Source organism: Deltaproteobacteria bacterium, from assembly GCA_016930875.1.
Classification (GTDB): Bacteria; Desulfobacterota; Desulfobacteria; order Desulfobacterales.
This window is the reverse complement of record JAFGFW010000015.1, coordinates 1-4,665: the sequence shown is the minus strand read 5'-3', so window position 1 is coordinate 4,665 and position 4,665 is coordinate 1. Positions and strand designations below refer to the sequence as shown.

Below are 4,665 nucleotides of genomic sequence, written 5' to 3'. Positions count from 1 at the left end.
GAGTCCCGCCAGACCCCCTCTACGGCCCGCACAGCCCCATTTGCTGACTACCTACCCAATTGCGCTTTCGCTATATAGAATATCCAGTTTCTCCCGGCATGCCTTGATTGCGTTTTACACATAGGATATATAAATGGTTTGTATCCGAGGGTCAAGTGGGGTCAGTGGTCGACGATGAAAGTGCCTTGTGATCCCGCCTTTGGCGGGACTAAAATGGCTAAAGTAAATTCTATGGGACGGAGGGTAGGCGGTGCCTACTAAGGAAATGACCATTGAAGTGAGAGTAAAGTTCAGGATTTTTGCAATTTTTTTGGTGATACTTTTTGGGCTTTGCAAAGACGCGCCGGCCCTGCAGTGGGACCGGGTGCGGTGGGTGGACGATGGGGATACGGTGGTTCTTTCCAATGGTACGCATGTCCGCTACATAGGGATCAATGCCCCGGAGGTGGCCCACAAAGGCACGCCGGCAGAAAGGTTCGGACCTGAAGCCAGGACCTTTAACCGACAATTGGTGTACCGGAAGAGGGTTCGGCTGGAGCTCGACCGGGAAAAACTCGATCAGTACGGGCGCCTGCTGGCTTATGTATTTCTTGAGGATGGGAGGTTTATTAACGCTGAGTTAGTCAAGAGAGGTTACGCCTACTGCCTGTTTCGCAGGCCAAACACAAAGTATGACGAACTCTTGCTCCGTGTTCAGCGAGAGGCCATGGCAAAAAGGGTAGGGCTTTGGAAAGACTTTCGTGACCAAAGGGGCCCTTACATTGGCAATCGCCAGTCACGGCGTTTTCACCTGACAACATGCAGCTTCGCAAAGTCTACATCAGGAAAAAATCGAGTTATCTTAAAGAGAAAATACGACGCTTTCTGGGCCGGATATAGCCCATGCAAACGGTGCAGTCCGTAACTGACGAACTATTCTTTTTTCTCCTGTTCTATTATCTTCTGGATAATGTTGGCCGGCACCTCCTCATAATGGTCGAATTCCGACGTAAATGAACCTCTGCCGCCAGTCATGGATGTAAGATCAGGGGCGTATCTCAATATCTCGGCCATGGGTACCTGGGCTTGGATCAACTGCTTCTTGCCTTTGGCCTCCATACCCAGTACCTTGCCTCGCCTGCTGTTCAAATCTCCAATCACATCGCCCATGTAATCTTCGCTAACACTTACGGTCAAGTTCATGATGGGCTCAAGCATGGTTGGTTTGGCCTCTTGCAAACCTTTCTTGAAACACATGGACGCGGCGATCTTGAAGGCCATCTCTGAGGAGTCCACCTCGTGGGATTTCCCGTCGTAGAAGCGGACTTTCACATCCACTACCGGATAACCTGCCAGAACGCCGGACGGCATGGCCTCGAGAATCCCCTTTTCCACTGCAGGCACGAAATTGCGTGGCACGTTCATACCCACAAGAGCTTGTTCAAATTCAAAGCCTTTGCCCTCTTCCTGAGGAGAAATATCGAAATGGACTTCCGCAAACTGTCCTCGGCCGCCCGACTGCTTTTTGTGACGGTAAACGACACCCTTGACCGCCTGCTTGATGGTCTCCTTGTACGGTATTTTCGGAGTATTCAGAACTACCTCAACCCCAAACTTGCGTTTCAGTTTTTCAGCCATGGTCTCAATGTGTATTTGCCCCATTCCCGAGATGATGATCTGTTTGGTTTCGGCATCTCGGTCGAGCTTCAGGGTCGGGTCTTCCTCCAGGAGTCTGGAAAGAGACGTGAATATCTTGTCCTCATCCCCTTTGGATTTGGGCGCTATGGCATAAGAAATGAGCGTCGGGAAGGGTTCAAGGCTTTGAAAGAGTATCTTGTTGGCTACATCACACAACGTATCGCCGGTGGTGGTTTCTTTGAGTTTGGCAATGGCCACGATATCGCCCGGGCCGGCTGTGGCCATAGGCTTCTGTTCTTTGCCTGCGATCCGGAGGAGTTGTCCGAACCGCTCCTTGGTCTCTTTGGATGGATTATAAAAAGAACTGTCCGGGTTGAGTGTGCCGGAATAGATCCTGAAAATACTCAATCTGCCGGCATAAGGGTCTGCAATTGTCTTAAAAACCAGAGCCGAAAAGGGTTCTGCCGGGTCAGGCTTAGGTTTTCTTGTTTCTCCTGTAACGGGATCCGTGCCGGTTATCCCTTTATGCTCCAGGGGTGATGGCAAACAAACATTGACGCAATCCAACAAGAGATCGATGCCGATTTGCTTTGTGGCTGAACCGCACAGGACCGGGACAAAGGTTCGGGCCAGCGCGCCCGCGCGAAGTCCCTTAAGAAGTTCATCTTCAGTAATGGTTTGTCCGTCCAGATATTTCTCCAACAGGGCATCATCGGTTTCAGCTATGTTTTCCACCAGGGCCTCCCGCTCCGAGGCCACCTGGTCTTGCAATTCCGCGGGAATCTCACTCGCGCTTGTTTTCCCATCAGCGCCGTAGACATAGGCTTTCTGGCTAATCAGATCGACGACGCCCCGAAAATTTTCTTCAGCGCCAATAGGAATCTGCACAAGCACTGGTTTTGGGTTGAAGATCTGGGCAACCTCATTGAAGGTCTTGAAAAAATCGGCCCGTTCCCGGTCCATCTTGTTGATAAAGACCAATCTGGGTATTGAGAGCTCGTCGGCAACGTCCCAGGCCTGCTCAGTCTGGACTTTAACCCCGTCGATGGCTTCTATCACGACTATGGCTCCATCGGCCCCTTGCATGCAGGATCTGGTGTCCGCAAAAAAATTGGCATCGCCAGGTGTGTCGATAATATTCACCTTGTGTTTGTTCCAGACACAGTGATGAAAGGCCGAGGAGATGCTGACCTTGCGTCGCACTTCCTCTGGCTCAAAATCCATCACACTGTTTCCGTCATCCACTCGACCCAAACGATTGGTCACGCCTGCTGTGAACAGAAGAGCTTCTGCAACGGAAGTCTTTCCCCCGCCTCCATGACCAACCAATGCAATGCTTCTTAACGTTTTGACAGATTCACCCATGGACACTCATCTCCAATCTTTTGTTTTTTCCTCAGGGATTGCCTGGTTTCGATCCATAAGAGGAATTCTATTCCTATATTTTGACAGAAAAAAAATCAACCGAATAATTTAGTATCTCGGCATTTCTACAACTTGTTGAAAGTGATAATCTCGCTTTTTCCCCCGCTTGGCAGGGTCAGGATCATAGGTTGGCATAATAGAAGAAAGCGTGTTATTTGTTCATATTAGGCTAGGGCATACCCTATAAAACAAAAGCACCAGATCGCGCCTTCAAATGCTCGAACTATTCAAAAACCTCTCAGCCGATCAGGCGAATTCGTACGGATTGGTCCTGTTGTCATCCGGCATCCCGCACCGTGTGAGAAAAGGGGAGGGTGGATGGGATGTGTTGGTAGAAGAAAGGGATTACAACAGGGCCCTCGCCACAATTGAACAATACCTTGAGGAAAACCAGGAGTTCCGCCCAACCGATGAACCCGTCTGTTATGAATACGGCAAGACACTCACCGGTCTGTGGGCATCGGTCATCTTGCTGGGTTGTCATATAGGTGTCACAGCGGCAAATGACAGTAAGTCTCTTATCAGGGCCTTCGGGTCATCAGCCTCTCATATCATGCACGGAGAACTGTATCGGAGCGTGACTTCACTCATGCTTCACGCAAACGCCTTGCACCTGGCAGGAAACATGCTCGGCATCGCCTTGTTTGGCACTGCAGTCTGCACCATCACGGGATGGGGTGTCGGCTGGCTCATGATCCTTGCGACAGGCATAATCGGCAATTTGGTAAACGCCCTCTTGTACGGGTCCGGGCATCTTTCGGTGGGGGCGTCTACTGCTGTTTTCGGGTCAGTGGGAATCCTGGCTGCACAGCAGTTTTTCAAGAAGTTCAGGATACCCGGCCGGAAAATCAAGGCATGGCTTCCCTTGGCTGGCGGCCTGGCGCTGCTTGGCATTCTTGGTTCGGGGAAACATGCTGATCTTTCGGCTCATTTGTTCGGGTTTATGGCGGGTATTATTCTGGGGGGGCTTTACGCCTTTTTGGCAAAAAAGCCTGCAGCACGGATGTATCAGTCTTGTTGTCTTGTCGTTGCCTTAGGCGTCATTGTGATCTCCTGGATGAGGGGATATCTAAAATAGTCTTGTGTCAAGGACCTGACGGTCTTTCATAAGTAGGTTGAAATGCCTAAAATTTAAAGTGCCTAAAATGCCGAAGTCGCACTAGAGTCACAGGAATTGCACAGACCAAATCAAGGGATGGCAAACCTAGGAATTGAGGTCCGCCTCCGTGGATTTAACCCTCAATCCCGTCGTTCCCAAATCGCCAGCCTTGCTTAATGTTAGGCGTTTGTAGATTCCGGCTTAGGTTTCTCCCTGATCAGGTGATAGGAAGAGGGAAATATTCTATTGCCTGGATTACGAACAAAGAACAGGGCGGAGCATGGTAAGTCATGTCCGCCCTGAACGTGGGAGGATAGTTGGGAGAACTAGCTGCATATCCCACAGCCACGAATCTATGCACAAAGTGTACCAAGAATTATAGGTGGCAAACGGGAAAAAGGCTGCACTTAGCCCTACAACGACACTTACCGTTGACGCCAAATTCTGGATTCTGTCATGCCGGACTTGATCCGGCATCCAGAAGTCGAGCTATGACCATGAACTAAAATAGCCATATTCCAGAT

The 4,665-nt window shown here is 50.2% G+C and carries 3 protein-coding genes; 2 read left to right on the top strand and 1 reads right to left on the bottom strand.

The annotated features are described in order from the left end of the window. Positions 1–250: 250 nt before the first annotated feature. The gene (locus tag JW883_01505; GenBank protein MBN1840942.1) at positions 251–904 is read left to right on the top strand and encodes a thermonuclease family protein; all 654 of its coding nucleotides are present in this window, start codon (positions 251–253) and stop codon (positions 902–904) included. Positions 905–912: 8 nt separating this feature from the next. Here the strand turns inward: JW883_01505 and fusA are convergent, their stop codons facing one another. Beyond that, a complete protein-coding gene (fusA, locus tag JW883_01500; protein MBN1840941.1) occupies positions 913–2,982 on the bottom strand; it encodes an elongation factor G in 2,070 nt (689 codons plus the stop codon). A 274-nt stretch (positions 2,983–3,256) separates the two neighbouring features. Here fusA and JW883_01495 point away from each other — a divergent pair, with 274 nt between their 5' ends. Further along, the gene (locus JW883_01495; protein ID MBN1840940.1) at positions 3,257–4,120 is read left to right on the top strand and encodes a rhomboid family intramembrane serine protease; all 864 of its coding nucleotides are present in this window, start codon (positions 3,257–3,259) and stop codon (positions 4,118–4,120) included. Positions 4,121–4,665: the final 545 nt, after the last annotated feature.

What these genes read in the sequence shown, in the direction of transcription:
- fusA (MBN1840941.1), bottom strand. Translation starts at nt 2,982, where the DNA reads ATGGGTGAATCTGTCAAAACGTTAAGAAGCATTGCATTGGTTGGTCAT.
- JW883_01495 (MBN1840940.1), top strand. Translation starts at nt 3,257, where the DNA reads ATGCTCGAACTATTCAAAAACCTCTCAGCCGATCAGGCGAATTCGTAC.